Raw genomic sequence first — 24954 nt, forward strand, 5'->3', positions numbered from 1 at the left:
CGAGTGATGAAACCCCATGTTATGTCCGCTGGCTGGTACTCGCACCCGCTGGCCGCTCACGCAGCAAAACGAATACCGCGCAGGCCGTCAGTGCGGCGATTCCTGCCAATACGTACATGACGGTGATGAACGACTCCGCATAGCGTTGTAATAACAGATCCTCATACTCAGGCAGGATCGACACGGCGGTATGCAGTTCTCCTAATGCGGTGCGGCTGGCCGCTTCCAGAAGCGCAGCCTGTGAGACCGATTCCCCCATCTCCAGCTCCATGCCATTTTGAATCAACGTGGCAAGCAAGGCGCTAATCATGGCGATAGCGACACCGTCTGCGGATACCCGCACCGTATTGAAAATCCCCGTAGCCATACCAACCCGTTCCGGCGTCACTACGCTGACGGCCAGCACGTCCATGAGCCCCCACGGCAGGCCGATACCGATGCCAATCAGCAACAGCGGCAACGGTAACGACTCACCGCCCTGAGCAAAACCATGCGCTAACCCGATCAGTCCGCCCGCCACAAGAAACAGTCCGACGCTGCACAGCAAGCCGGGAGTGAACCAGCGCGTCAGCAGCGCCGCCAAAAATGGCACCACAAGCAACGGGGCTGCCAGCCACACCATCATCTGCCCTGCCTGCAATGCGCTGTAGCCGTCAATGCCGATGAAGCGCCCCGGCAGCATCACAATCAACACGATGAAGAGGAAGGCGGGCGAGGCGGCCAGCACCTGTACACCAATAAATCCGGGAGAGCGGAAGAATCCCAAATCCAGCATCGGCTGTGCTACCCGCCGTTCGATAACCACAAAACCGACAAACACGGCAACTGACGCGAGCAACATGGCGACAACCATCGGATTGCGCCATCCCAGTTCTGGTACCAGCAGCATGCCGTAGGTGAAGAGTCCCAAAGCCAGCGTGAAGCTGATCATGCCCGGCCAGTCCATCGTGCCAGAGTTCGTCTCATGCACCTGTCGAGTGCTTATCGCGACCAGCCCCAAGCCAAGCAGGCCCACAATGCCCGTAGCGTAGAAGACGCCCTGCCAACTGCTGGCCTCAACCATCCATCCTGATATCAGCGGGCCGAAAGCCAGCCCGAGGCCAAAGGTGGTACCCAGTAAACTGAAAGCACGTGCGCGGGCTCGCCCAGCAAAAAGCGGCGCCAGCGATGACATCGCCGCGGCAAAAGCCGCCGCGCCGCCTAGCCCCTGTAGCAACCGCAGCAGATCGATCCACAGTACGCTGGGGGAAAACGGAATCGCAAAGGTAAAAACACAAAACCAAGCCAGCCCGATCAGCCAAATACGCCTGCGCCCGTAGATGTCAGTCAGGCTGCCCGATACCATCATCGCGCCGCCATAGCTGAGGATGTAAGCGTTCATAATCCAGCTAAGTTGCACTGGGCTGCCGCCCAACTCCTGACTGATCGCCGGTAGCACGACCGCCGGGCCAGTGAAACACAGCGGAATCAATAAGCCAGTGAGGCAAGCGGCCAGCAGTTGAAGCCAGATTCTGGCGGAGGGAAAAGAAAGTGAAGTCATCGTTCTCGTCTGCAATAACGTGATGCCCAAAGACACCAACAGAGGTCACCGGGCGTTTCCTGCAGCTTAAGCCAAAGCCATAACGAGAAAAATAGGATAAGGTTATCAACACTTCGGACAAAAATGTCTTAAATAGGTCGGCGTGATGATGGATAAACTGGGCAGTATTGGCATTTTTGTGCGCGTGGCGGAACGGCTTGGGTTCTCCGCCGTATCCCGCGAATTGGGGGTTTCTCCCTCCTCTGTCGGCAAAGCGGTTGCACGGTTGGAAACACGCTTGGGTGTGCGCCTCTTTCATCGCAGCACACGAACGCTGGCATTGACCGCCGAAGGTGAAAAGTTCCTTGAGCGCTGCCGCCGCATTCTGAGCGAGGTCGAAGCCGCTGAACTGGAAATGACGCAGGCCAGCGAGACGCCACACGGTAAACTGCGCGTCAGCCTACCCAGACACAGCAGCCTGTTCGAGCCTGTCATCGCAGATTTTATGCGGCGTTATCCGGCAGTAGAACTGGATCTGGATTTCTCCGATCGTTTAGTGGATGTCATTGGTGATGGCTTTGATGCCGCGATACGCACTGGAACGCTGGCAGATTCAGGACTCAAGCGCCGTCAGTTGGGCACGTTCCGCCGCGTTCTGGTCGGTGCGCCGGAATATTTTAAGGAACACGGACTGCCGCAACACCCGATGGATCTACAGACGCATGTCTGTCTGCATTACCGCTTTCCCAGCTCGGGTCGTCTCGAACCGTGGCCGCTCCCGTCAGCAGCAGAGGAAAACGCCTACGACATTCCGCTCTCGCTGGTCTGCAACAGCATAGAAATGCGCATCCATTTGGCCCGACAGGCCCAAGGCATTGCCTGCCTGCCAGATTTCAGCGTGGCGAAATACCTGCGCGATGGTCGATTACAGACCATCCTTGATGACTTCACTCAAAATAGCAGCCCAATGTGGATTCTCTGGCCCGCCAGTCGCGATCTGTCTCCCAAACTCCGGGCATTTATTGACTGCCTGAGTGAGAAAACATTTGGTTGATGGTGAGGATGTCAGTCAGATAGAAAACCCATTGGTCTGGAGTTCTTTGCGAACCCAGTCAGTGAAAGCCTTTATCTTTGGTGTTCGTTCATTAACATGTGGCATGACGATGTGATGTGCATTAACAGGAATGGCATAATCTTCAGAAAGGACAGGAACAAGGGAACCTTCGCGAAGGAAATCTGTGCCTAGCATTTTACTTTCCAGAATAAAACCCAATCCCATTTTTGCGGCTTCAAAACTCATAAATGAACGGTCAAAACTGAGGCTATGATTTATATGTGACTTGGATAAATTATGGTAAGAAAACCATTTATCCCAATTAATCAACGTACTTGTTGAGCTAATGAGTTCATAGGTCAATAAATCTTCTGGGTTTATCACGGGATGCTGTTTTAAATATGCAGGAGATGCCATAACAATCATCGTGTCTTTCTTTATCGTCAATACTTTATAGGCATCCCAATCGGCTATGCCATGCCTGATATCAATGTCGATATTATCACGGGAGAACTGAAGATTCTCATAAGAACATGTCAAATTTAGCGTAATGTCAGGATATTGATCTCTAAAATACCCTAACCGCCTCATTAGCCAGGTTAATCCAAACGTTGGCGAGGAGTGAACGCGAAGGATTTCCTTCCCGCCTTCATTAATTATTTGATCTGTTGCCCGCCCTATTTCGCTTATCGCGCCAGATACATCACGTAAATATTTCTCACCCGTCAATGTCAACTTAACGCCCCTGCCATTGCGAATAAATAATTTCTTCCCGATAAACCGCTCAAGCGTTGATATTTGATGACTAACGGCCGATGGCGTGATGTTAAGCTGTTCTGCGGCAGTATTTATACTGTTGCAATTGGCAACCTGAAGGAAAGCTTGAATATTCCTCAAAGAGGGGATTGGAAGATTGTCGTTATTCTCTTTTTTCATGGTGACAACTAGTTTTTATTTGAAGTAATAAGCAGCAATAGTACCTATTTTTTATAAATGGCGAGTTTTTTTAGATATAGGTTTGTGATGGATATCACAATTTAGTCTTACCATGTGTTTTTTTACGGCTAAGCAGAGCCATTTTTATGATCCAATTCATGATAAAAATTTTTCTCAACTACAAATGAGTTTTATTTAATTCCATTTTTCCATCCTGTCGTTATAGTCAGCGGTGAACCCACTTAGTGGTCCTAATAAAAATAGTTGTTCATACCATGAGGTAAAAAATGTCTCGTATAGAACAAAGCGTACCCTACTCAGAAATAAAGAAAACCAACTACCGCTTTGTGGTGCTGGCATTGATTTTCATTGTCTATACAATAAATTATGCCGATCGTACAAACATTGGGGCGGTGCTTCCTTTTATTATCCAAGAATTTCATATTAGTAACTTCGAAGCCGGTGCCATAGCCAGTATGTTTTTCCTGGGTTATGCACTTAGCCAGATCCCAGCGGGTTTCTTTATCGCCAAACGGGGAACTCGCGGGCTCATATCTGTATCCATTTTCGGGTTCTCAGCCTTTACCTGGTTGATGGGAACGGCAACGTCAATCCTCGGACTCAAATTCATACGTCTGGGGCTCGGACTTACAGAAGGCCCATGTCCTGTTGGGCTGGCGTCGACAATCAACAGTTGGTTCCCTAAAAAGGAAAAAGCAACAGCAACGGGCGTCTATATTGCTGCAACCATGTTCGCGCCAATACTGGTTCCGCCATTAGCGGTATGGATCGCGGTCACATGGGGCTGGCGCTGGGTATTTTTCTCATTCGCCATTCCGGGCGTCATTGCGGCAATCGCCTGGTATTTGTTGGTGAAATCGAAACCATCCGAGAGTCGCTTTGTCTCAGAGGCAGAGCTCGATTATATCAATTCAGATAAACAGGAAGCTTCACATCGGGAAAGCAATATTGTCCCTGATAAAAAATTCACAACATTGGATAAAATAATCCGCGTAAAAGCGCTGAAACCTGTTTCGACAGTAAAAGGGCTTTTAACCTCAAAAAATATAATTGGAGACTCCCTGGCCTATTTCATGATGGTCAGCGTGTTATACGGACTATTGACCTGGATACCGCTCTATCTTGTGAAAGAGAAAGGGTTCGACTTTATGAGCATGGGGTTTGTCGCAGCCATGCCCTGCATCGGCGGATTTATCGGAGCCATCTTTGGCGGGTACGTTTCGGATAAAATATTAGGTCGCCGCAGAAAACCCACCATGATTTTTACCGCGATAAGCACGGTTATTATGATGGCCATCATGCTGAATATACCAAGCAATACTTTGGCGGTATGTACGGGTTTGTTTTTTGTTGGTCTCTCTTTGAATATTGGATGGCCTGCGTTTACAGCCTACGGAATGGCTGTGTCTGATACTAAAATCTATCCTATCGCCGCCTCCATTATTAATACTGGAGGCAACCTCGGGGGATTTGTTTCTCCAATGCTCGCAGGATTTATCCTGGACTCAACGGGAAGTTTTAATACCGTATTCTCTTATTTTGGAATTTGCGCCGCACTGGGTTTGATTTTTATATTAATGATCGACGAACCGAAATAACCTTCTGATTATCTCAACAAAAATGGAGTAAATGATGTTATTAAAGAATAAAGTCGCTGTTATTACAGGGGCAGCCTCCCCACGTGGTTTGGGCTTTGCTACCGCAAAGTTATTTGCAGAAAATGGTGCCCATGTTGTCATTATTGATCTCGATGAAGCGGCAAGTGAAAAAGCGGCGGCGTCTCTTGGCGACAAACATTTAGGTTTGAAAGCTAACGTGTCTAATGAGCAGCAGGTACATGCAGCTATTGAACAAATCATTGCTAAGTTTGGACGTATAGACATTTTAGTCAACAACGCTGGCATTACACAGCCGATTAAGACGCTCGATATTAAGCGTGACAATTATGATGCGGTTTTAGATGTTAGCCTGCGTGGCACGTTATTGATGTCACAGGCCGTAATCCCAGCTATGCGGGCACAAAATAAAGGCAGCATCGTTTGTATTTCTTCCGTCTCGGCACAACGCGGCGGTGGCATTTTTGGCGGTCCACACTACAGCGCAGCAAAAGCAGGCGTTCTTGGCCTGGCTAAAGCGATGGCTCGTGAGTTCGGGCCTGATAATATTCGCGTGAACGCCATCACCCCTGGCCTGATTCAAACGGATATTACTGCCGGGAAATTAACGGATGAAATGAGAACCTCTATTCTGGCAGGGATTCCGCTTAACCGACTCGGCGACGCGATTGATATTGCACAGGCCGCATTATTCCTGGCAAGCGATCTTTCCTCTTACTCCACCGGTATTACGCTTGATGTCAATGGCGGCATGCTAATCCATTAATGTGAGGACAGATAAATGTCACAAACCGATTTTCAAAAAGTAGCGGCTGCCGCCTGGCGTATTCGTCGTTACGCCCTCTTGATGGGGGAAGTGCAAGGCCAGGGTTATATCGGACAAGCATTGGGGTATGCCGATGTCCTCGCCACCGCATTCGCCCATATCATGAATTACCGCCCCGAAGAACCAAAATGGGAAGAACGCGACCGTTTTCTGCTTTCACACGGCCATTACGCTATCGCTTATTACGCAGCACTGATTGAAGCGGGCATTATTCCTCGGGAAGAACTGGAGACTTACGGTTCTGATGATAGCCGTTTGCCGATGTCGGGTATGGCTACGTATACACCGGGGATGGAGATTTCAGGCGGTTCGTTGGGGCAAGGTCTGAGCATTGCTGTCGGCATGGCGCTGGGCCTTAAGCAGAAGCAAAATTCAGCGCTGGTCATCAATTCTATGTCCGATGGCGAACTGGATGAAGGCTCAACCTGGGAAGCCGCCATGTCTGCGGCACACTATGGCCTGTCCAATCTCATCAATATCGTGGACGTCAACAAACAACAGGCTGATGGCGACTCCCGGAAAATACTGGGCTTTGAACCACTAGAAGACAAATGGTCTTCCTTCGGTTGGTATGTTCAGCGTATTGACGGAAACGATCTCGCCGCCGTGATTAAGGCATTTGATAATGCGAAGAGTTACCCAGAAAACAAACCACGGGTGATCCTCTGCGACACACTGATGGGCAAAGGCGTACCGTTTCTGGAAACGCGCGATAAAAACCATTTCATTCGCGTTGATGCTGACGAATGGCAGAAAGCGCTCTCAGTACTCGATGAAAACAAACCTGAAGGAGTGTTGTAATGAGCCAGACAGCGCAGGTCAAACCTCGTTTAACGACATCCGCCATGATTGCCTCCATTGCCGATGAAGGCCAGGAAACGGTAGCGGCTCCCTTCGGAGTCGCCCTGTCAAAACTCGCTGCAGAACGGCGTGAAATTGTTGGCATGACGGCCGATTTGTCCAAATACACCGATCTACATATTTTTGCTAACGCATTCCCAGAGCGCTTCTTTCAAATGGGTATGGCAGAACAGCTGCTAATGGGGGCGGCTGGCGGAATGGCAAAAGAAGGGTTCATTCCATTTGTGACCACCTATGCGGTCTTTGCGACGCGTCGTGCTTATGACTTTATCCATCAAGTCATTGCAGAAGAAAATCTGAATGTGAAGATTTGTGCTGCCCTACCAGGATTGACAACCGGATACGGCCCGAGCCATCAGGCGACTGAAGATCTGGCAATCATGCGCGGTATTCCGGGGATGACGATCGTTGACCCGTGCGATGCGTTGGAGCTTGAACAGGCCGTTCCGGCAATCGCGGAACATCAAGGCCCAGTCTACATGCGCTTATTGCGCGGCAAAGTTCCACTTGTACTGGACAAATACGACTACAAGTTTGAACTGGGTAAAGCAAAACTTCTGGAGGACGGTAATGATGTGCTGATTATCTCTTCAGGGCTGATGACAATGCGCGCGCTGGAGACGGCTGAAAAACTACGTAAAGACAACGTCAGCGCGGCTGTACTCCACGTTCCCACGATAAAACCGTTGGATGAGAAGACGATTCTTGCTCAAGCCGCTAAGCCCGGGCGGTTGGTCATCATCGCCGAAAACCACACCTGTGTGGGTGGATTAAGCGAAGCCATTGCCGCCCTGCTTATGCGCAAAGGCGTGCACTGTGAACTGGATGTTATCGCGTTGCCCGACGAGTTCTTGCATGCGGGTGCCCTGCCAACCCTGCACGATCGCTATGGTATTTCCACTGCGGCGATGGTAGAAAAAATCAAAAAACGCCTCAATTAATCCTACAACACCGTAATGATATAGGTTCCTCGGCTCTGCACAGAGGAACCTATCAGGGACAGGAGAGGTCTTCTGTCCCTGACGCTGATCTCACTCATGCCATTTAGGCATTCCACCACTGACTAAACGTTTGCTGCGGGTTATCGACCTGAACGCGTTCGCCAATGCGGGGCGTCATCAGTCGCCAGCCTTGATTTTCACTCGCCTGAGAAATGCGTTCCAGCGGGTCGTTCCAGCGATGGTGCGCCAGCTTAAATTTGCTGTTATGGCTCGGTAATACCGCTTTAGCCTGCAAATCACTAGCCGCCTGCGCGCTCTCTTCCGGCGTCATATGAACGTGGGGCCAATCCCGATCGTATTGCCCGCATTCCAGTATCGCAATATCGAATCCGCCCAGGCGCTCGGCGATCGCTTTGTAATGAGCGCCATAGCCGCTGTCCCCACCGAGATACAGACGATGTTGTTCTGTAATCAGCGCAAATGAGCCCCACAGCGTTTGATTATGCTTGAGGAGTCGGCCGGAAAAATGCTGTGTCGGAAGTACATGGATCTCGACTCCGTTCTCTTTCAGGCAACTGAACCAGCCGCCTTCCGTAATGTCTTTCTGCGGGAAACCCCATTTTACAAAATAGGAGCCCACGCCCGTTGGCGTGACGATGCGGCGGATTTTCCCGCGTAGCGCGTCCAGCGTGGGGTAATCCAGATGATCCCAGTGATCGTGGGTGATCAGCAGATAGTCGATGGTGGGAACATCGTCCGGTGAATACACATTGCTGCCCTTGAAGGCAACATTGGTACGCGGCACCGGCGAAGCGTTGTCGCTAAATACCGGATCCAGCAGGAACGTTTTCCCTTCCAGTTGAATGAAATAGCTGGAGTGTCCCATCCAGATGATGACGTTATCCGTTTTACTCAACTGGTGCAAATCGGTCTTTTCCGACGGCAGACGGGTATCTGGCAACGCGCCAGCGTCTTTCTCGAAAAGAAAACGGTACAGCAGCGCAAATCGGTTCTGGCTATCGACCGTCGGGCGAGCCACTGGGTTATGAAACGCGCCATCGCGAAAGAGTGGGTTTTCCGGCTGGGGCTTGACCTCTGGTGATACATACTGCGGCTGTTTTAACCAGCCGTAAACGGCGACTACAATCACAGCCAAAACGAGTAACAAAAGCATAGCGTTTATCCGGTGTCGTTTCGTCATGCCTGATTTCAGGCATCGGCCCTTTGGCACCGGCAGTTATGCACGAACGCTGAGAATCTGGCAAGGGAGAACCGGGGGATTTTTGGTGCAAAAAAAGCGAAGGTGCTCGCCTTCGCTCAAGAATATTGATGAGAAACCGCGGCGATCTGTCACCGCTGACGTTTACCTGCTGCGTCAGTACGGATTACTTTTTGAGCGCCAGCAGCGTTTTTCCCATTCCGATAACAAACTCATTCTGTTGCCCGATGACCTTATTCAGCCCGGCTTCATCCTGAATGTTATCGACCGTGTTGATCGCCTGCACTTCCAGCACGCGTCCTTTAATCAGCGTCGAACACAGCGAATGCAGGACCTTATTATTCAGAATCGTTTGTAAGCAGCGAAAAGGCGTCGCACCGTCAATGTTTCCCGCACGTTGGTCGGGCTTAATGCGCTGGCGCAGCATCTCTTTCTCGGTACTGGCAATCACCGCATCCAGATCGCTGGGCTTGGAGGCAATCGGAACATTTCCATCTCTATCGGGCGGCAGCATGAACAATGAAACCAGCGCCTTATTGCCTGTCGTAGGGTCAACATACTCGGTCTGCACCATGTGGTTTGCCGCATCGACCACTTTGTCTCGCTGAATCATGTTCAACAGCTGCGCAGGTAATGCATCGGTAAGATCCTGCGTGGTATAGCCGACGAACAAATCTGGATCTTTTGTCTCTGCGACACCGTACAACGGCAGTACCAGTAAAAGACCCGCAATCCCTTTCTTTATCACACTGATTTTCATTATATTCCTCGACTCTTCATTGTGTGCATCCCCTATCTCACCACTCGCTATTCTTATCACGCTGACGTCGATAGCCTCTGGCCTTTTTACCACGTTTACACGCGCCAACACATTCTACAACTACAGGAAAGAATAGCATTTTTTATACAAAAACTTGTTGTCGGAGAGTTCCTTCGCTAGAATCGCGCCGTTTACTCACCCCCATGTGTCATTTGGAGCCATAAAGTGCCCTGTACGTCAGCCCCCCACTAACCGCCGACGACTGCATTAAGCAGCCTCGATTCGGCGCAGTCTGCGCCAGCGTTGGCTGCGGTACGAGTTCCCTGTTTTCCCCGCTATTGTGCGGAGCAGAAAACGAACCTCCCGCTTCCTCCCCCGCGACTCTGACCTCTGGAATGCCAGCGGCCAGCTATTGACTCGCGCCAGAACACGTTCGTCGGCCCTCTTTTTTACCGTAGATGGGCCTGGCTGCGCCAATAACGCAGCAGGCGAAAAACATGTATTTACATTCAATACCGTTATTAAAGTATCCGCGTACCCCGCATCTGGAAGGTTCGCGTTTACAGTCTGGCGACGATGCGTCGGACCAAATCGCACTGAAAGCGCTGGCAGGCCGTTACGTCGTGATCGAAGAAAAGATCGACGGCGCAAACAGCGGCGTGTCCTTCAATGAAACGGCGGAACTCCTGCTTCAGTCGCGCGGCCACTATCTGGCTGGCGGCTCACGGGAACGGCAGTTCAACCAGTTCAAGCTCTGGGCCACCGCGCACGAAATGCGTTTTCTTGAGCTGCTGGAAGACCGTTTCGTGATGTACGGCGAATGGGCGTACAGCAAGCATTCCGTGTTTTACGACCGGTTGCCGCATTACTTTCACGAATTTGATATTTACGATCGTCGTGACGGCATTTTTTTATCGACGGCGCGCCGACACGCGATGCTGGCCAGTTCGCCCGTGCTGTCCGTTCCGGTACTTTACGCCGGGGAGATGCCAACAAATCCGGCGTTGCTGTGGAAACTGGTGTTCCGTTCGCTGGCGAAAAGCCAGAACTGGAAGACCGCGTTTGAATCCACCGTGCAGCGTGAAGGCTTACCGCTCGCGCTGTGCTGGCAGCAAACCGATAAATCGGACCGTTCGGAAGGCCTTTATTTGAAGGTTGAAGATGATGAACAGGTACTGGCACGTTACAAGCTGGTACGCCATGACTTCATCCAGACCATTTTGGACAGCGGCTCGCATCATTCTCGACGCCCGATTTTGCCGAACCAGCTGGCTGACGGCGTTGATCTGTACGCGCCCTGTCCAACCGTATCCTGGGAAATGTTGGGGCTGAATACGCTGCGTTCTTTGGACGCGCTCGCCGCCGCGATGCCCGATAAGTAAGGAGTATGATTATCATGGATTGGAATACCATTAGGGGATTGGTCCCCGCCTCTGGCGCGCAGCCAGATTTTGCTGCTTGTCTGGACGCGTTTCCGGTGCTTCAACGCGCCAAAGAGACGCCGCAGGAGCCGCGCTATCACGGCGAAGGCGATGTCTGGACACACACCATCATGGTGATCGAGTCGCTATTGCAGCTTCCTGATTACCAGACAGCCACGCGCGAGCAGCAGGAAATCTTGTTTTTTTCCGCGTTGCTGCATGACGTTGCAAAGTACCGCACGACGGTGATTGACCCGGTAACGGGTCAGATTGGTCAGCCAGGGCATTCTCGCAAAGGCGCCATCGACGCCCGGGTGCTGCTGTGGGATGCCGGCGTTCCGTTTGCGATTCGGGAAGCGATTTGCCGCTTAATTTCGGTGCATCAAGTGCCGTTTTACTGCCTTGAGGATGAGCGCCGTCGGATGTCGCCGATCTTTACGATTCGCGAACTGTCTTGGCAGTTGAGCATTCCGCTGCTCGCAACGCTGGCGGAAGCCGATATGCGTGGGCGCATCTGTCAGGATCAATCACGCGTGCTCGACAGTATTGAGCTGTTTCGCGAGCTGGCGCGGGAGGAAGTCTGTTACGGCCAGCCGAGAGCATTTGTCGATGCCCACACGCGACTGAGCTATTTTCGCGGTGCCGATGTTCATCCAGACTATCCGCTGTTTCAGGAACCGGGATCGAAAGTCACCGTGATGTGCGGTTTGCCCGCGTCGGGAAAAGACACCTGGGTGCGGACGCATCGGCGTGATTTACCCGTAGTTTCTTTCGACGATGCACGAACTGAGCTGGGGCTGAAACACGGAGAAAACGAAGGAAAAGCCGTGCATTGGGCGACCGACAAAGCACGCTCACTGCTGCGAACGCATGAACCGTTCGTGTGGAACGCCACACACCTGAGCCAGCAAATGCGCACCCGCACGTTGGATCTGTGCTACGCCTACGGCGCAGAAGTGGAGATTGTCTATCTGGAGCGTCCGCGTCAGGAATTGCTGCGCCGCAACAGGAAACGAGACACCACATTGAGCAACAAAACGCTGCAAGGTATGCTGACGAAATGGGAGCTTCCCGCACCGACGGAAGCGCATGCGGTTAGCTATGAAAGCTAACGCAGTGGAAGCGCGGTAAACGGGATCTCGTATTCCGTGATACCGTTTTTTCTGCACCAAGCTATATTTTTTCATAGAAAAACTTATCGTCCTCGACACGCGCGGGGACGATAAATCTTCCACCCTCTGAGCAATCAGGCCTTTTCTAAATTACCCACACGTTATGACGCAAACCAAGGCTCTATCGGGTCCGGATAATCTAGCCACATCGCCAGACCTTCTGTCATTTCTTTGTCCGTCAGCAGTGCAGCCTCCAGACGGGTCCGCAGCACGTATTCATCCATATCGATACCGATAAACACCAGTTCCTGCCGTGCATCACCCACGCCATCCACCCATATGGAACGAATGTAATCAAGCGATTCGCTATCTGTCGGCCACTTTTCTTTTGGTGCACTGACCCACCATGAACCGGCCAGCCCCTGACGCGCCACGCCGCCTGCCTGAGACCACGATCCGGCATATTCCGGGCGGCTTGCCAACCAAAAATAGCCTTTGGATCTGACAACTCCGGTGAGCGAGTTTTCCATGACCTGCGCGAAACGGGCAGGATGAAACGGCCGACGCGCGCGGAAAACAAAACTGGTGATGCCATATTCCTCCGTTTCAGGCGTATGCTCGCCGCGTAGCTCTTTCAACCATCCAGGAGCCTGCGCCGCTTTGTCGAAATCAAACAATCCCGTGTCGAGCACCTCGTTCAACGGCACAGCACCAAATTGTGCATGAAGTATTCTTGCGCCCGGATTAAGTGAACGAATAATCGCAACCAGCTTTTGCTGTTGCGCCGCATCAATAAGGTCAGTTTTATTAAGGATAATGACATTGCAGAACTCGATCTGGTCAATCAGTAAATCCACAACACTGCGCTCGTCACCCTCTCCTAACGATTCTCCGCGTGAATGGATGCTGTCCACCGACGTGTAATCTTTTAAGAAATTATAGCCGTCGACAACGGTCACCATCGTATCCAGCCGAGCCACTTCAGAGAGGCTTTCCCCATCGTCACCCGCAAACGTGAAGGTCTCCGCGACCGGAAGCGGTTCCGCGATACCGGTTGATTCAATGACCAACTGATCAAAACGCCCCTCTTTCGCCAGCCGATTAACCTCGAGCAGGAGATCTTCACGCAGCGTGCAACAGATACAGCCGTTACTCATCTCAACCAGCTTTTCGTCCGTCCGTGAAAGCTCAGCGCCGCCTTCCCTCACCAGCGCAGCATCAATATTCACTTCTGACATGTCGTTGACGATCACCGCGACGCGGCGGCCAGCGCGATTATTCAGAATATGGTTAAGTAACGTGGTCTTTCCCGCGCCGAGAAAGCCGGATAGTACGGTCACAGGTAGTCTTGCATCTGCTTTCTGTCGAGCTACAACGTCAGCCATATTTCACACTCTCTAATGATTTGCATTTTTACTGTTCTGCTTTGGAATGATTCATCGCCACGAATGTTTCGCTTTTAAACACCCATCGCGATAATCTCCTTTTACATTATTTGATATGTTATAACATAACAATACGAACATGAAAAATCATTGAGAGTTTGATTTTGTCTAATAATATTAAAGTCGGCGGGGTTACCCTGCCAGACACGTTGCAGACAGAAGCCCCCCGCATCGCATTCCTGCGTGGAAGTTCGGTAGACGGGGGCTCGTTATTGCTGAACAAAGGGAAAAATCACGGAAGGATTTTTTCATAGTTACCCTCATGTATCGGACTGATATCATGAAAATAATATATATCTGAGGGGCTTTTCATTTCGGAGTAGGTAAAACATGGAAACGTTGGTAAAAGCGTATATACAAATACTGCAGGGGCTTAACACCCGGCCATTCAACCTACAGGAGGATAAATACTCTGGCGTATTTTTACCCGTTCCCTCCGATGAATACTGGCGATCCACCGTAAAAGTTATGCTGGTTGGGCGTGAAACAGCGGGTTGGAATACCTTAAATGGGAAGAATACCATTTCCCGAGTCCTAGGACTTATACCTGATGTCACCACAGAGCTTGTAGTTGAAGAAGCTATAACTCGTTACAGGAAACATCTGACGGGGACGCTTAATCTCAAATCACGTAGTCGCTTCATACAGTATCATTTCCGACTGGCTAATGAGTTGAAACATTGCCCCTCAGGCAATCGTATACGCCAACCTACTGGCGTGGGATTACGACCGTCTGACTCCACTCACTCGTCCTGAGAATGAAGTACAGGAAGTGATATCGGCCTCACTGAAGCTGCTTGCTACACAAATTAGATATCTGGAGCCTGATTTCATTATCTTTGCATCCGGAGCCCGGCGAACAGACTACATCATCAAACAATTGCTTACTGAGTTAGGCGGCTATGAGACTTCATCAGTCATTTCAGGAAAGCTATGGGAGTTTAAAGCAGGGAATGCGATCTGTTTCAGAATAGCTCATCCGAGAGCGATGCACGAAGAACATCAGATGTGCAGAGGGATGGTGATTAAGCGCATTAAAGAGGTCTGCGACCAAGGTCGATAGTTGCTCAAAGGTTATGAAAACCTGATTCTACGCCACACTCCACCTGAGGAATGCAGGCAAGGCGGCACAGTTATCTATGTTAGAAGCGACACATCCAGTTTTACATCACTAGGCTGCAGTGTGCTTTCGTTTCACCCATGAGGGAACTTGAACTCGCACAGCACGAACAGCGAGGGATTGAAAATCCCCGTGTCCTTGGTTCGATTCCGAGTCCGGGCACCAATATTCATAAGGCCTCGCTGCAAAGCGGGGCTTTTTCCTTTCTTAGCTACGGTAGATTTCTGGTCGTTGCAACACGTTATTTGTTTGCTGGATTTCTCGCCATTTTCGCAGATGCTCGTTACTTTTAGACACCTCCACACCCTCTGATGTGCCTCTTCCTTACCCCACTGCTACGGTCTTTCTACGGTCCTCTACGGTTCCTTTCTCTAAGATTATTCATAATGAAGCAGAGAATACGGGGGAAAACGGGGGAATTATCATTTCTCCTTAATCCGCTGGTCTTAACGTGATTTTGTCGTGGGGAATAAGGTGGGGAAACACCCAATAGCAAGCGGGGAAATTTGGCAGCATACACCCTCCACCATTCACATGCGGATCTTCACCAGTCCGTCCACCCGCAACAAGCTCTTCTTTCCCTTTCACTTCTTACCGTTTTCAGAATCCCCCGTTCTCCACGCCATCATGTAATGATTTATCTATAGTAATACTACTTGAGCTAAACGCTCTGGAGTGTTAACACTAATTGTCCGTTCTGAGCAGCGGGTTCAACGAACCAATACAGCGCTTGTGCTTAATCAACGTGGAGCAGGTCACACACTCTAACTATTAGCAATGCCCGCTCTTGGCACAAAGCGAGTAAGTTAACTGAGCAGAAGGTCCACTGTGAGCGACAAGCGGAAATTAACATATCTGTTAAAGTGGCAAAATTTAGTTATCCACCGCATCAAACTAATTCAAGGAAAGATTGACCATGCCTAGTCAGTTTTTAAAAACCATTCTTCATAACAAAATTCAGCAAGCATATGACAATGCAGAGGCTGTTTCTGACATATCCCATACTACTGTCAAAGGCACATTCAGAGAGAGTTTTCTCATTCCGATTATTAAATCACTACTACCATCTCATTTTGGTATCGGCTCAGGCCAGATTGTTGATAAATGGGATAGATTTTCACCACAGGCAGACATCATCATTTATGACAAAAGGAAAATACCACCAATCATTGAACAGAATGGGTTAGGTGTCTACTTCATAGATTCCGTACATAGAGCAATCGAAATCAAGAGCGACCTAAATACAGAGGGGATGCATCAAACTTTAAACCTTGCATGGTCACTACATCCTGACAACCCACAAGGATTAAAAACGGCTAAAAAAGGGAATCTTGAAGATGGAAAATCTAACTACCCTATGGTTAGTTGCTTCAGTTATAAGCAATCTATAACAGATTTGGATAATGCGCTGTCAAAATGGGGTGTCACAGAAAATATACCAAGTGTGATGTTCTGCTTGCCAGATACTGGTTTTTATATGTATTCCCCTCAATCAAAGAAATATAATAAATTCCCTGCGAATGGTAAAGTTGAGACCACTGCTACATATCTCACCCTGTTCTTGAATTGTATTGAAGATGAAGCAGCTTCCAGAGGCGACTACTCCTTACTTGAATGGCTTTTGAATTAAATATCCCCTAGTCTTCTGAGGCTGACTTGATGTTGGCCTTTCTTCAACGCACATATTTAAGTGATTAGACACTCTTTTATATTCCGCGCCAAACGGACATTTCTAACTGAACGTTACATGTAATCCTGGGGGCAGGTCATGAGCAATGCACACTCGTTTCAAATTTAGACAACGAGATGTGCATGAAGATTATTTAGAAGCAGTGTAAGCACTTTAGTTCATAAAGGGTTGCACCGGGACGACTACACCAAACTTTTCCAATTGCAAGAATTTAGAACCAAAAATTTGGGCAGGAATTTTGCGCTGAAGTAAGGCAAAAAAGTTTTCATCATGCGTTGAGATAATAATTTGCTTATCAAATTGAATACATATACTTCTTAAAAGATCTATCGTAGAAAGTATGTTAATCGAATCCATTGACTGGATTGGATCGTCAATCATAACAACATTGATGGGATTGCCCTCATCATCTTTCGCATGAAGTGCGCTAGCTAAAAATACACTTAAACTTAGAATATTCGTTTGAGCCGCACTGAAATAAAGTATTGGCGAAATTTGCTCTCCAACCTCATCACTAACCACAATATTTAGGCCTGGCTTATCAGAATCAAAGTCAGCCTTAAACTCTACTTTTTTAAAGGCAGGATGTGGATCTATTTTCTTATAAATAGAATTAATAAGGTCTTCATAGAAGAAATTATTGATAAGAAGTTTTAGTCTATCCACTATTGCAGCTCTTTCTGCGTTCAAAGTAGTGTCGACTCTTTCACGCTGTTTTATTAACATCTGTTCAGCCATTAAATCTTTCTGAAGCGCTGTATGTTTAATATATGGCTCAAACGAACTCATAAGCTCTATGAGTAAATGAATATTATTTGAAAGCATATCAAATTCTTTCGTACGAAGATGACAATCCTGAACTTTAGCGATTATGAGCTCTTTGACTTTTTCAAGACTGTACTCAGGACGGATAATAATAAGGTCAGATAAACTCTCATAAAACGTGTTAATTACTGATTGAGAGCGGGCAACACTTATTTCTAAAGCTTCTTTTTGCAGCCTCAACTGAACAAAATCCACCCACATGCCATCACTTAACATTTTTTGCTGTAAAACATTACATTGTTCAGTTATAAACTCAATAGTGGCTTTACACTTATTTATTTCCGCCTCAATCTCTAGTTTCCTGTTTTCAGTGTGCTTTTTGAGGGATGAAGACGAAATCGCATTTTCATTTAAGTATTTATGAACTGTAATGTAGATATTTTCGCTGAAGATACCTTCCATCTCCGAAGCTATTTTTTGCTGCGCAGAGTCTTTTTCTTTGAGTGATTCATTAAGCATTTCAACCTGAGGGGTAATTAATGCTTTTCCTTGTAGGAACTTTGAGCTTTTGATTGAAAGCTCACCAATTTCTTTTTCAATTCGGGAGACCAGCTCATCATGTGAAAGTTCCCAAACTAAACTTTCTAACTCTGTGGTCCGTTTCTCAAGAGTTTTTAACTCTGCTTCTATTGTATATATCTCTCTACCTGCAATAGTAAGTCTCTCGTCAGTCTCACTCAATTCCTTGTTTATGTTAATAATCAACTTAGCCTTTGAATCAATTGCGCACTGAGTAATATCCTGAATTGATTGAAGAATTTCTTTCTGGCGTGCAGTGAAAAATAAAAGCTGTTTAGAATTCTCCTCACTTAATTCTGATAAAAGGTTCTGGCCCTTAATTTTATCCAGTAAGCCGTCCGCAGATGGGTGAGGAGTTGTACATAAAGGACAGATGCTGGATGGTCGTACACTAAGATAGTCAATTCCAATGGCAATCAGTCGTTCATGCAATTCCATCTGCTCAGACAATGCTTTTTGAGTAACATGCACAGCCTGAATTTGTGATTCAAGCACATCGAACTCGGCGTAACATCTCGTCAGTTGTTCAACTTTTGTAGGTTCTAAAAGCAAGGCCCCTAGATTTCCGTTTGATAATGAGGTGCCATTAACATTGAGTTCAGAAAGCCTAGTAAGCTCACGATTCAACTCCTCAAGTCTAGACTTATCTATCTGAATAGAAATTTCTTTTTTTGATATTTGCTGTGTTAAGTTACTTACTCGAGCCCTGTTATTTGAGAGCTCCATATATACTAGCCCGGCGTTATCAACGGTCTTCCTAAGTATAGCGACCCTATCATCTACAGCCTTAAGCTCCATATTCAATTGATTAATTGTTGTTTCAAAACCTGCAAGCTGCGCACAGATCTTAGTGCGCTCTTCAGAAATTATCTTTTGGCTAGTAGCTAACTCGAGAATATGTGACTCAATTTTTAAAAAATCTTCAATACAATCAATTATTTCTATAATACGAGTCATATGCGTGTGTGTGATTTTCTGATCTTCTGCACATTTTTCGTATGAATCCAAAAGTGATTGGTACTTATCAGCGTCGGCCACTCCTTTCACTAATTTAGCAAGATGTGAGTTCTGCTCTGCTAAACTGCGGACATGTAATTCAGTTTCAGATATTTTTAGAAGTCTGTCTTCCAGTGCTTCCACCGTTCGATTGTTCGTTAAACGTGATGAGTCGAGCTCATGGCGTCGCGATATAAGATTAGCATTAAGAGCATATTCATGCTGAGATGAAAAACTCTCATCAGGTAACTGAATATTCTCACCCAACTTATTCAATTCAGTAGCAATAGAATTGAATTTTTGGAAAATTGAAGCATCTATTGGTTTTTTTAATTGTTCAAGAATAGACTCTCTCTTTTTATTGAGATTATTCAACTCAATCTTATTATCATTTATGAGTACTGATAACTCTTTACGGGCAATTTCAATATCTCCACCGAAACTTTCCATAAATTTCGCATAGCGTTCTTGCGGTTTGGCTTCTCGAAGAAATCTATCAATTTCATCTTGACTTAGAATTACTTGTCGGAAAAAATCATTTTCTCTTTGACTATTATCTCCGAATCGCAAATCACGCCCATTAGATCTAATTTTGGGTAGTTTACGCTCAAAAGGGAGTGGTCGGGTGGTTGTTACCACTACCTTCGTGCGTATATTTTTATCTACATATTTATTACGTAAAATTTCTTGCCCAACATTATCGTCCTTTGTGATTTTGGCAGCGTTCTCATAATTAGATTTATTATATTCTCCGCCAAGTCTTGCCATGTGATTGGTAATTGCCCATTCAACAGCATCGTAGAAAGAGCTTTTACCAAAACCATTAGGAGCATAGATCGCAACAAAATTTGCAGCAACATCTCCATCATTCGTGAAATCAAACGTGCCATCTGACCTAGATTTGTAGGCACGAAATGCTTCAATCTCAACTTTTTTAATTTTCATTTTTGTTCAAAAATTTAATTATTTCATTGACCATGGAGGCGCGGATTTCTCTGGACTCATTCTTTGAATCTAATGGAGCACCACGAACGTATTTTTCTAAAGACAATAAAGCCTCTTTTGACTCATTGACTCTCGGATCAAGTCTTAAGTCTGTTCCCAATAAATATTTTTGCAACTCAGTGACTAACTGAACAGAGGTGGGGACACCTGAGAATTTATCAATAATAATCTTGCGAGCAGCAAACTTATTGTTTTCTATTTCATATTTATCCCATACAGGAAAAACATCAGTTGTCAAAAAAACAATATACATATTCCAAGATGCTAAGTCACCCGATGGTTGATAGTGAACAGAAACCACATTTTGAATAGTACGCCAATTCTCCAAAATCTCGGCTGAAGTCTCACATACACATACTATACAGGAAATAAAAGAAAGTGGATCATCTGAGCAATACATGTGAAATCTGATTTTATCATATTTCACACTTAAAACACTCAGATCAACTTCCTTACTTAATAATTTCATTAAGCTTCTCCTTAAATAACTGCAATTGTGGTACACCTGCTGGAACTACTAGATATTCATCCTCACTGTCTATTACGCAGCTTTTGCGGAGTCCCTCCAGATGAGTTAATTTGAAGCTTGTATAAATAGAACTTTCAACTTCATCGATAGCAAATGGCCCCTGGTTTGGCACTACCGCTATATTACTTATTACATTTTTAAGTCGAAAGTTCGGAGGCAAGACACTTGCAGCAGCATCAGGTGATGCAACGATTAAAGTTCCATCCTTATCTAAAAGTTTTCGTGCCGTTTTGAGTAGCTCTTCCAAACGGCTAATCCAGTTCGCACCATCACTGGTATATAACAGCCGCCGCTTTCGCTCCAAACTTTTTAGATATGCATCATCCACAATACCTACATTATCTATCACAGAGCAAATAACTAAAAATTCAAAATAAGAAATCCATAACTCTTTGTTGCTGAGCTCATTAGGAGTTTTAGGCTCCATCAAAAGCTGCAATCCATATTGCCCCATAATTTTATAAGGCGGAGACATCCCACTAGCTATAAGCGATGCGGAAAGGGTTTCTAACGCGTCTTTAAGATTACGAACATTATTTTGATCAATAACATTAAATTTAAATATTTTGTCTTGTATTCGAGAAAAGCATTCCAAATGGGCAGGAATCATCGGTGCACTATTGTATGCTCTTATTATTTCATCAAACTTTGCTAAGCTATGGCATTGCACTCGGCCAAACTGTTGTTCCTCTTCAGTGCCATCCATCCTGAACTCAACACCAACAAGAAATGTATTTCTACCAACTATGTGATATACACCTCCACCTGACATCCCCTTTATCGTGGCTAAGCCAGGTACACCATCAATAGTGAAAATGACAAGCTCATCGACCACGCTAGTCATATGCCCATCATAATATTTTATAGGATCCGAACTCCTTCTTTCAGTATTTGGAAATCCTACTAATGCAAGCTCAGCCCGAGGAGGCAACGTCGAAGCAGTAAAACAACTTTGTGTAACTTCTGGTTGATATTCAATTTTTAAAATTGCGAAGTCATAATGGGATTCGTTCACCTTTTTAATATCTGGATATAGGAGCACAGCCAATACTTTAAGTTTATTGCCATTGTGATCGGTAACTTCGATATTATCGAGGGTGTCACGAATAACATGGTATGCAGTCAGTACATAAGTGTAATCCAGTGTCATTGCATTGACCAATACACCACTGCCACCATTAACCATGACGCAATGGGACTGCATTATTTCGTAAACTGTCATGTTAGAATTTAATCTCATCACCTAGCACTTTTAGACGAGAAGAATAGCTCTCAGTTTCATGCGCTAAAAGCAGCGGAGCAATCACATTGCTGTAATTAAAATAAACATCACCATCTGTTTCCTTTAAGATCCTCGCAATAGTTCTTTTATTAGGAAGACCATGCTTCGAACCATTGGTTGAAATAACAAAACATGGAGAATCTAGTATTGAAAGAAATTCGTTGCTTGTGTTGTATTGGCTACCATGATGCGAAACTTTAACCAGATCCAGCTTCAACTTGTTCATTTCGCTATATCCCAATGCTCTTAAATTTTTTGTAACAACTTGGTCACTGGCGTCTCCTAAAAAAAGCATTTTTTTGTCATCTGCTTCCAGTAAAAATGCAATTGAGCTTCCATTATAAATAGATGGGTCAGATTCAAATCTATCATCTGCCCAAATTTCGCCCAATGAATAGTGATAATCATTCTCATGTGAAGAAGTATCAGCTGAACTTACTTCCGTTGGCCACTTATGCAAAAGCTGTTCGAGTTGTCTTCGTTCAGGTGACAGTGCTGTTAATGTAATCGGGCCTACTTTATAGATTTGCCCTGCCATAATGAGCGGTGCTCGCGCACAACCGATTTCATCAAGTAATGCCTCAAATTCATGCCCCTGCTTAACGCTAGTTTCAGAGGAAACTTCCTGCAAGAAAATATTATTTTCACAAATTTCAGGCACATTAAAATGATGTGTGATTAACCTCGAAGAATTGAACCAGATCGATTTAACCATCTGACGCAGATAGTTTGGACTCTCGAATGCCTTGATAAAACCATTTATGTGATCATCATCAATGTGGGTCAGGATAGCAAGATCAATGTTTTGCCCCTTTCCTTTCAGATCATCAAGAGCATTACTCAATGCTCCAGAATAGCGCTGCCTAATGCCATACCTGAATGTCGTCGCAGGCCCCCCATCAATGAGCAAGTTGAGAGTGCCTAAACTGCTTTCATGACTCACCAAAATGCAATCGCCATGGTTAGCTTTAAGAATTCGTACGATGATCCCCATCAGGATTTGTCTTCCTTACCAGTGAGCTCTTTCCCATATGAAGATTTTACCATTTAGAAACAATCTTAAGGTTGATCAAAGATGATTTTTTTTCAAACAATTTCATACTTTCAATGATGTTATCTACATTAGTGAAATGCATCACGAAAATTTAAACTTTTACTTAAAAAACATAAAGTTATCACTTCTTATATTTTAATAACACTATGCTTTGTCAACATCCGCTTTTTACAAATAACCAACTTTGATACCTGCCATATACGGGCAACCTTCTTGATCCTCATGGCATGTAATTGTTCTTGACTGAAACACATATTATTTCTGTGGGCGCATCCCCCAATGGCATCTTTCCCCCTAAAGACCAGAATCAGACCGTAAAGGCCGTTTTTGCGGTATTTCTCGTCTTCAATCATCTCATGTGGCACCAGCATTCCCTTCGCCACACTAGAAAATCAACTTAGCCATTAACAACGCCGTGCCGGGGATGGGTCAACCCTGACGTTCTTTACACCAGTCACAGGAGGTAATATGTCCAGCCCGAAACGCTTCCGTTTTACTAATCAGCTCATTAAATCCCTGCCCCCTAACACATCAGATTCACGCAGCACCGATGCCGAATACAGCGATACCGAAATTTCTGGCCTGAAGTGTCTGGTCAGCAAAGGGGAAGGACGTAAAAAATTTTTGCTACGCTACCTCTATCATGGACGAAAACGTGCCATAGCCATTGGTCACTGGCCTGAGGTGGACGTCACCTTAGCCCGTAAGATTTCCATGGAGCATAAACGCTCACTTGCCACCGGAACTGACCCTAAGCAGGAACGTGAAAACAAGAGACAAGAAATGACATTCGATGAGCTCTTTAACCAGCATTATCTGGTATGGGCAAAATCTGCTAAACGTAGCTGGGGAAAGGATTTCCAGCGCTACCGGGATCATATCCGTCCCGCCTTAGGTCTAATGCTACTGAGTGATATCACACCAGCCAGGATTCTCCGCCTCCAGCAGACGTTAAGCATTTCACTGTCAGCAGCAACCTGTAATCGTGTCATCGTACTAGTTAAAGCGGTATTTACCTGGGCAGGAAGGCAAGGCATTACCTCTATCCATCCGGCAAGAGTGGTACAGCTTCTCAGGGAGAACAACGCCCGACAGCGCTATTTCACCGAGGATGAAATTCGTCGTATTTTCCTCTCCGCCGATAACGATACCAGCCCCGTCGCTGCCCGCTATGTCAAACTGCTGCTACTGACTGGCCTTCGTCGTGATGAGCTGCGTCTGGCAAAATGGGAGCACGTTGACCCCGTCAAACGCACCTTATGGCTTCCGGAAACAAAGAATGGTTATGGCCGTGTTGTTCACCTTAACTCACTGGCTATGGACGTTATCAGAGCGCTGCCTACGCAACGGGGGAATCCGTGGTTGTTTATCGGTAAAAAACCGGGAATGCCGCTGAATAATCCGGTTAAAGCCTTTCAGCGTATCGTGCGTCGGGCGGGGATTTTCGACAAAGAAGTGTGTATTCATACCTGTCGCCATTCGGTTGCCGCGCTCATCGTGTCCTACGGCGGTACACTGTATGACGTTCAGGTTCAGTTAGGACATCGCAATAGTCAGTCATCACAGCGTTATGCGCATCTTCATCCTCAGCGTTTACAGAATACCAGTCAGCTTCTGGCTGAGCGAATCACGGCTCAGTTACCTTCCTTGTGATAACAGAAAAGCAGAGGCAAATGCCCCTGCTTTTTTTACTGTTCAGCCTTCAATCAAAATGGGAGATCGGCATAAGTAGCTTCATCCTCATTGCTGCTGGCAATATATCGGGCTTTATTGCGAGCCTGAGCGATTGATAGTGTTGGAAATTCGCCAAGATAATCATAACGAACGTTACCGTTAAAAATATAACGGACAAAGAAACGAATATTTTCATTTCGGTTAACCATTGCCTTTAATTCAGGAAAATCACCATCGACCACTTCCCGACAGGTACCATAGAAATTATATTGAGCCTGCGTCATGTTAAGACCATAAGGCGTAAATGATGGGCGAATAGTTTCACATTCTGTAATAGCACCAGGGAAGGTGTAAAATTTCTGTTCATACTTACTCACATCTGCTTAAGCTACAACTACTGGGATAGTATTCCAATGATACATAGCAATATGAGTTTAAGTTCACAGGTAGAAATCTGGTAGGGAATCGCAGGTCAATTTTCAACCTAATCTATTGAGTTAGTTACTCAAATCCCAATGGTTTTTAATCA

General features: G+C 46.5%; 19 protein-coding genes and 1 pseudogene. 10 read left to right on the forward strand and 10 right to left on the reverse strand.

Annotated features, from left to right (window positions below; genetic code table 11):
* Positions 1–19: 19 nt before the first annotated feature.
* Positions 20–1540 (reverse strand): MFS transporter, encoded by a 1521-nt coding sequence (locus tag HP572_RS09010; RefSeq protein ID WP_240585390.1) that lies wholly within the window; start codon positions 1538–1540, stop codon positions 20–22.
* A 145-nt stretch (positions 1541–1685) separates the two neighbouring features.
* Here HP572_RS09010 and HP572_RS09015 point away from each other — a divergent pair, with 145 nt between their 5' ends.
* On the forward strand, positions 1686–2573 hold the full coding sequence (locus HP572_RS09015) for a LysR family transcriptional regulator (protein WP_240585391.1): 888 nt from the start codon (positions 1686–1688) through the stop codon (positions 2571–2573).
* A 15-nt stretch (positions 2574–2588) separates the two neighbouring features.
* On the opposite strand, the gene HP572_RS09020 is transcribed toward HP572_RS09015, so the two are convergent.
* Positions 2589–3509, reverse strand: coding sequence for a LysR substrate-binding domain-containing protein (locus HP572_RS09020; protein WP_240585392.1), 921 nt, complete (start codon positions 3507–3509; stop codon positions 2589–2591).
* A gap of 287 nt (positions 3510–3796) precedes the next feature.
* On the opposite strand from HP572_RS09020, the gene HP572_RS09025 reads away from it, so the two are divergent.
* The 4 genes from HP572_RS09025 to HP572_RS09040 are packed head-to-tail and all read left to right on the forward strand — an operon-like array spanning position 3797 to position 7774.
* Complete coding sequence (locus HP572_RS09025; protein WP_240585393.1) at positions 3797–5128, forward strand: MFS transporter; 1332 nt, start codon at positions 3797–3799, stop codon at positions 5126–5128.
* A 34-nt stretch (positions 5129–5162) separates the two neighbouring features.
* Complete coding sequence (locus tag HP572_RS09030) at positions 5163–5912, forward strand: SDR family NAD(P)-dependent oxidoreductase (RefSeq protein WP_240585727.1); 750 nt, start codon at positions 5163–5165, stop codon at positions 5910–5912.
* A 15-nt stretch (positions 5913–5927) separates the two neighbouring features.
* The gene (locus HP572_RS09035; protein WP_240585394.1) at positions 5928–6773 is read left to right on the forward strand and encodes a transketolase; all 846 of its coding nucleotides are present in this window, start codon (positions 5928–5930) and stop codon (positions 6771–6773) included.
* Positions 6773–7774 carry a transketolase family protein gene (locus tag HP572_RS09040; RefSeq protein ID WP_240585395.1) on the forward strand — a complete coding sequence of 334 codons (1002 nt, stop codon included), beginning with the start codon at positions 6773–6775 and terminating at the stop codon, positions 7772–7774. Before HP572_RS09035 ends, HP572_RS09040 begins: the two co-directional genes overlap by 1 nt.
* A gap of 103 nt (positions 7775–7877) precedes the next feature.
* Here HP572_RS09040 and HP572_RS09045 read toward each other — a convergent pair whose 3' ends face one another.
* Positions 7878–8948 (reverse strand): MBL fold metallo-hydrolase, encoded by a 1071-nt coding sequence (locus HP572_RS09045; RefSeq protein WP_240585396.1) that lies wholly within the window; start codon positions 8946–8948, stop codon positions 7878–7880.
* Positions 8949–9159: 211 nt separating this feature from the next.
* Complete coding sequence (locus tag HP572_RS09050) at positions 9160–9753, reverse strand: hypothetical protein (protein ID WP_205550343.1); 594 nt, start codon at positions 9751–9753, stop codon at positions 9160–9162.
* A 497-nt stretch (positions 9754–10250) separates the two neighbouring features.
* On the opposite strand from HP572_RS09050, the gene HP572_RS09055 reads away from it, so the two are divergent.
* Together HP572_RS09055 and HP572_RS09060 are read left to right on the forward strand one after the other, a co-directional pair.
* Positions 10251–11135: an RNA ligase family protein gene (locus HP572_RS09055; protein ID WP_240585397.1), complete on the forward strand. Its 885-nt coding sequence runs from the start codon at positions 10251–10253 to the stop codon at positions 11133–11135.
* Between the two features lie 5 nt (positions 11136–11140).
* Positions 11141–12286, forward strand: coding sequence for an AAA family ATPase (locus tag HP572_RS09060; protein ID WP_371745307.1), 1146 nt, complete (start codon positions 11141–11143; stop codon positions 12284–12286).
* 161 nt (positions 12287–12447) lie between these two features.
* Here HP572_RS09060 and zigA read toward each other — a convergent pair whose 3' ends face one another.
* Complete coding sequence (gene zigA / locus HP572_RS09065; protein ID WP_240585399.1) at positions 12448–13671, reverse strand: zinc metallochaperone GTPase ZigA; 1224 nt, start codon at positions 13669–13671, stop codon at positions 12448–12450.
* Between the two features lie 390 nt (positions 13672–14061).
* Here zigA and HP572_RS09070 point away from each other — a divergent pair.
* Positions 14062–14794: pseudogene (locus HP572_RS09070) on the forward strand (hypothetical protein).
* 973 nt (positions 14795–15767) lie between these two features.
* Entirely contained in the window at positions 15768–16481 is a 714-nt protein-coding gene (locus HP572_RS09075; RefSeq protein WP_240585400.1) for a DUF6602 domain-containing protein, read from the forward strand.
* Positions 16482–16694: 213 nt separating this feature from the next.
* On the opposite strand, the gene HP572_RS09080 is transcribed toward HP572_RS09075, so the two are convergent.
* Genes HP572_RS09080 through HP572_RS09095 form a run of 4 tightly spaced genes read right to left on the reverse strand, consistent with a single transcriptional unit; the run spans position 16695 to position 22691 of the window.
* Positions 16695–19826 (reverse strand): AAA family ATPase, encoded by a 3132-nt coding sequence (locus HP572_RS09080; protein WP_240585401.1) that lies wholly within the window; start codon positions 19824–19826, stop codon positions 16695–16697.
* Positions 19816–20355, reverse strand: coding sequence for an ABC-three component system middle component 1 (locus HP572_RS09085; protein ID WP_075202187.1), 540 nt, complete (start codon positions 20353–20355; stop codon positions 19816–19818). The genes HP572_RS09080 and HP572_RS09085 overlap by 11 nt, the downstream gene beginning before the upstream one ends.
* A complete protein-coding gene (locus HP572_RS09090; RefSeq protein ID WP_240585402.1) occupies positions 20339–21655 on the reverse strand; it encodes an ABC-three component system protein in 1317 nt (438 codons plus the stop codon). The genes HP572_RS09085 and HP572_RS09090 overlap by 17 nt, the downstream gene beginning before the upstream one ends.
* The gene (locus HP572_RS09095) at positions 21639–22691 is read right to left on the reverse strand and encodes a ComEC/Rec2 family competence protein (RefSeq protein ID WP_240585403.1); all 1053 of its coding nucleotides are present in this window, start codon (positions 22689–22691) and stop codon (positions 21639–21641) included. The genes HP572_RS09090 and HP572_RS09095 overlap by 17 nt, the downstream gene beginning before the upstream one ends.
* Positions 22692–23219: 528 nt before the next feature.
* Between HP572_RS09095 and HP572_RS09100 the strand changes: the two genes are divergently transcribed.
* Complete coding sequence (locus HP572_RS09100; protein WP_240585404.1) at positions 23220–24404, forward strand: site-specific integrase; 1185 nt, start codon at positions 23220–23222, stop codon at positions 24402–24404.
* A gap of 53 nt (positions 24405–24457) precedes the next feature.
* Here the strand turns inward: HP572_RS09100 and HP572_RS09105 are convergent, their stop codons facing one another.
* Complete coding sequence (locus tag HP572_RS09105) at positions 24458–24802, reverse strand: Arm DNA-binding domain-containing protein (protein ID WP_240585405.1); 345 nt, start codon at positions 24800–24802, stop codon at positions 24458–24460.
* Positions 24803–24954: the final 152 nt, after the last annotated feature.

This window comes from Pectobacterium sp. PL64, assembly GCF_022477975.1.
In the GTDB taxonomy this organism is placed as follows: domain Bacteria; phylum Pseudomonadota; class Gammaproteobacteria; order Enterobacterales; family Enterobacteriaceae; genus Pectobacterium; species Pectobacterium jejuense.